The sequence below is a fragment of the Gordonia otitidis NBRC 100426 genome (assembly GCF_000248075.1).
In the GTDB taxonomy this organism is placed as follows: domain Bacteria; phylum Actinomycetota; class Actinomycetes; order Mycobacteriales; family Mycobacteriaceae; genus Gordonia; species Gordonia otitidis.
On the sequence record NZ_BAFB01000245.1, the window covers coordinates 1 to 3,861 of the forward strand.

Annotated in this window: 5 protein-coding genes; 2 read left to right on the forward strand and 3 right to left on the reverse strand. The window is 63.3% G+C overall.

Going from position 1 to position 3,861, the window contains the following annotated elements; translation table 11 throughout:
* Positions 1–126: 126 nt before the first annotated feature.
* Positions 127–336 (reverse strand): hypothetical protein, encoded by a 210-nt coding sequence (locus GOOTI_RS25900; RefSeq protein WP_138985374.1) that lies wholly within the window; start codon positions 334–336, stop codon positions 127–129.
* A 71-nt stretch (positions 337–407) separates the two neighbouring features.
* Entirely contained in the window at positions 408–1,592 is a 1,185-nt protein-coding gene (locus tag GOOTI_RS23540; protein ID WP_007241109.1) for a tyrosine-type recombinase/integrase, read from the reverse strand.
* A 297-nt stretch (positions 1,593–1,889) separates the two neighbouring features.
* On the opposite strand from GOOTI_RS23540, the gene GOOTI_RS25905 reads away from it, so the two are divergent.
* On the forward strand, positions 1,890–2,126 hold the full coding sequence (locus GOOTI_RS25905) for a hypothetical protein (RefSeq protein ID WP_138985375.1): 237 nt from the start codon (positions 1,890–1,892) through the stop codon (positions 2,124–2,126).
* A gap of 98 nt (positions 2,127–2,224) precedes the next feature.
* Here GOOTI_RS25905 and GOOTI_RS23545 read toward each other — a convergent pair whose 3' ends face one another.
* Positions 2,225–2,443 carry a hypothetical protein gene (locus tag GOOTI_RS23545; RefSeq protein WP_007241111.1) on the reverse strand — a complete coding sequence of 73 codons (219 nt, stop codon included), beginning with the start codon at positions 2,441–2,443 and terminating at the stop codon, positions 2,225–2,227.
* Between the two features lie 934 nt (positions 2,444–3,377).
* On the opposite strand from GOOTI_RS23545, the gene GOOTI_RS23550 reads away from it, so the two are divergent.
* On the forward strand, positions 3,378–3,861 hold a 484-nt coding region (locus GOOTI_RS23550; protein ID WP_039994634.1), incomplete at its 3' end, for a MarR family winged helix-turn-helix transcriptional regulator.

Genomic DNA, 3,861 nt, shown 5'->3' on the forward strand with positions numbered 1-3,861 from the left:
GCTAGCGAAGCGACCTTGTGCGAGCTGACTCTCAGCCGGGTGGCAACCACTGTGTTGCGTCCCTCCGCGACGTGCTGGAAGCGCATCGCCATCTCGGGGGGGTCAGCTGCGGCGCGACCGAGCGGGCTACTCGTCTCGCATGTCGTCGAGGATCGCGCTGAGGCCTCGGCCGGAGCTGGGGAGCGGTGGTGGCGCGGCGCTGAGCGATCCTGGTTTTCGCGCCGGTACGAGCCTTTCCGCGCGGATGAGGGCGCGCCGTTGCTTTTCGTTGCGTGCTTCTCCTGATTCGGGTTCGACGTCGATGCCGCGCGATCGACTGTCTTTGGGTTCAGTCATCGTGTCTCCGCCCGATTCTTCGTCCAATGGTGCCGGGCGCGAAGCCCACACCCAGCCCGACACTCCCGCTGCTACCGGGAGTCCCCATCCGCACTGTGACCGGCCAAGGTGCTGAGCTTCTCGGCGATCGCCCGGTCTCGACCCTCCGCGACATGCTGGTAGCGCATCGCCATCTCAGGGGTCGTGTGGCCGAGGCGCGCCATCAGTTCTTTCGTTGTTGCTCCGGCCTGAGCGGCGAGTACTGCGCCGGTGTGCCGTAGGTCGTGGACGCGCACCTCCGATTTGTGGGCTGGTAGCGCGTCCTTGAATGCGCTGGTGAAGGTTGCCAGGCAGAGCCGGGTTCCGCGTGACGAAGTAAAGAGGAACCGTTGGGATCCGCCTCGTCCAAGCGTTCCTATGTGGGCGCGCAGGAGGTCGGCGACGTGTGGAGGCACCACGATGTTCCGGATTCCGGCTTCGGACTTGGGTGGTCCGACAACGATCTTGCCGTTCACGTCGGTGGCGGCGCGCCGAACGCGTAGGAGCATGTCACCGTCGACGTCGATGATGTCCGATCGACGCAGTTCGATGACTTCGCCGAATCGCAGTTGGCAGAAGGCCAGTACGAGCACGGCGAGCCGGTACGGCTCGGGGAGACGTTCGTGTACGACCGCCAGCTCAGCGGTGGTGAGCATGATGACATCTTTGGGCCGGGGTCGCTTACCCGCGCCTTTGACCTGCGCACACGGATTGGCGTCAACTAGTTCGTCCTCGACGGCGTTGTTGAGCACCGATGAGAGCAGCTGCCAGGCAGCAGCATTCTTCGTCGGCGTGAACATTCGGCGGTCGGGGCGGCCGTACTTGGTTTTCTCCATAGTCGCCCACCAGTCGCGCAGGAGGGCGGCAGTCAGGTCGACCAAAGGCTTGTCGCCGAGGTAGGCGAGGATGCGCGTATCGAGCAGGTCCTCGTAGAGAGCGGTTGTTTTCGGGGTGAGCGACCGGCGGGCGATCGCAACGGGTGCGTACTCCCTAAGAGTCACTTGGGAACGGATGGCGGCGGCCGCACGCTCACGCGGCGGCGACCACATCTCCGCGTCGATCTGCCTGCGCTCAGCGGCGAGCCACCCCTCTGCTGCAATCTGGCTGTCGAACGTGTGGGGGGCTTCCCACCGCTGGAGGTGGGGGCCGTGAATGTAGGAAGCCCGCCACCGCCCGGACGGCTCTTGACGGATATTGCCCCAGCCGCGCCGACGGCGGCCGTTCTTCGGTGCTGGCATCGCTATTCGTCCTCCCGCGTGCTTACGCGCGCTTACGCTACAAAACCGCTACAGCGACACGATCGCGCTGAAGCTTGCGCAAGTTGTCGCTAGCGGATAACGTCGCTCTCAACTGGTCAAACCCACCATATACGGCCAGGGCAACAACGCGAGAGTCGGAAAAGTTCCCACCAGGTTCGAGTCCTGGTGGGGGAGCCGATTCGACCTGCGCAAACGCGCGGGAGCGGTCCGCTTGCCAGATGCGTGTCAGCTCAGTTACAGGTCGGTTTGTCGGTGCTGTGTTGCACACTGACGGCCATGAACTTTGCTGACGGTGGGTTTTCAAACCCTGATCCCGTGAAGCCGCCCTTCCTAGCTCCCATGTTGCACAAGGGGATCGGAATCTGGTGGTTCCTGCTAGTCATCGGCGTCATTGCTCTCGCGATCAGCGCCTATCTGTATTTCTCCGGTCGGGTGCGCATCGACTCCCGAGTGCCGCTCGGAGCGGCGGCATCGACAGCGATCGGCGCACTCTGCATGTACATGTCTTACTGATCGACCAAGGCCCCGGATCTCAATGAGGCCCGGGGCCTCGTCAGCGTGGTGCGGTGACCTGTCACGGCCTCCGCTTATTCGGTTCTGAGTCCAGTATCTCAGCCGGATCCGAGCGACATCATCACCTCATAGTGAAGCGCGGTGTTGCCCCTGCCGATGCAGTAGAGCATTGCCCGCCCTTCCAGCGTGTACGTCTGCGTTCGGCAGACGACGGCGGGCACCTGCTCGATGCGCGGATCGGTCACGGTGAGCCGGTACATCGTGAGAGTGGTCGATCGACCGCGCTGCGCTTGCTCGGTGCCGGAGATCGGAAGCACCGATGCCCGGATCGGATTTTCTGTGTCGGGTTCGGGTTATCGTTCTCGTCCCGGCCGCATACGATTTGAGCGTCACCGCGTCCCTGAGGAGCAACCCCCGGTTATGTCCGGGATAACGTGTGAGGCGCATTGAATCGCTTGAGGTTGCCGTTGTGAACGTGCCTGTAAGAGGCTGCAAATCTGCAACCAGGGTAGCGCGGCTCACGTAAACAGGCCCAACCGCGGCGGGGCATGTCCTTCCTTGGCAAAGCGGTCTCCTCCGCATCGTCACCCAAGCTTCACCGTGTACGCGCATGCTCATTCATGCCGATATGTTGGTGATGGGGATCGTGGCGCGTGGATGCTTGCACTGATCAGTGCTCGCGGCTAGAGCCGCGCTCACGGGCAATATGTACGGGATTAGCGCCTGGAGACACAGGTAAAGGGGTTCAAGAGTGCAACCAGGGTGAGGGGCAGCAGCGACGGTTACCGCGATGACCGCCACCCGAACGCGTGCCCAATTTCCGACGGCCACAACGGCGATCGTATAGCCCGGTGGGCTATCGTCGTGTCGGAGCGGCTATTGCGCCAACGTCAGACGTGATTTCAGTTCGCCCTCGTATCGAGGTAACTCAAGGCGCCGTCCGCTGAGTGTCAAACAATGGCTCGACACCACGGTCTGACGCCGAAGCGCGCGGGCTCGGGATGGCCCCGACGCCGGTCGAGAGTGTGCGCTGGATGAATCCTTCGGTGACAGTAGATGATACGAGCTACAGCCGCCGTCATGGTGCCTGGCACACCGGTCGTGAGTCGCGGATGAGTGTGTGGACGAGAGCTCCCAACGAATTGTCACCGGTTGACGGACCTTTTCATCGAACGGGACACGCGTGACGTGCGCCGACACTCCGGTCTCCTCGCGCGGTTCGCATAGGTGGGTGGGTACGCTCGACACATCATGGACGGAGTCGATGTCATTGTGTCGCACTGGGCCGTTGCGCGCCCGGAACTGGACGTGTCTGCACTCAAGGTGTTCGGCCGCCTGCACCGCAGTTTCCTCGTGTACAAGGCGCGCATCGCCTCGACGTTCGAGGAGTACGACATTACGGAATCGGGCTTCGACGTGTTGGCGTGCTTGCGCCGAACCGTCCCTGATCATCGCCTGACCGCGGGTCAACTCGCCGAGCAGACCCTCGTCACGACAGGTGGACTCTCGCTCCGGGTGCGGCGTCTGGAAGACGCGGGCTTGGTGACGCGCACCAAGGATTCCACCGATGCGCGGGTGGTCTACGTCGAACTGACCCCCGAGGGGGCTGCGCTGGTCGATCGAGTTGCCGACGAGCACTTCGCCAGACTTCACGAGATGCTCGCCGAGCTCGCGGCTGATGACGCCGAGGAGCTCGCTGCGTTGCTGGGGCGGCTGGAATCGTCGGCTCGCTCAG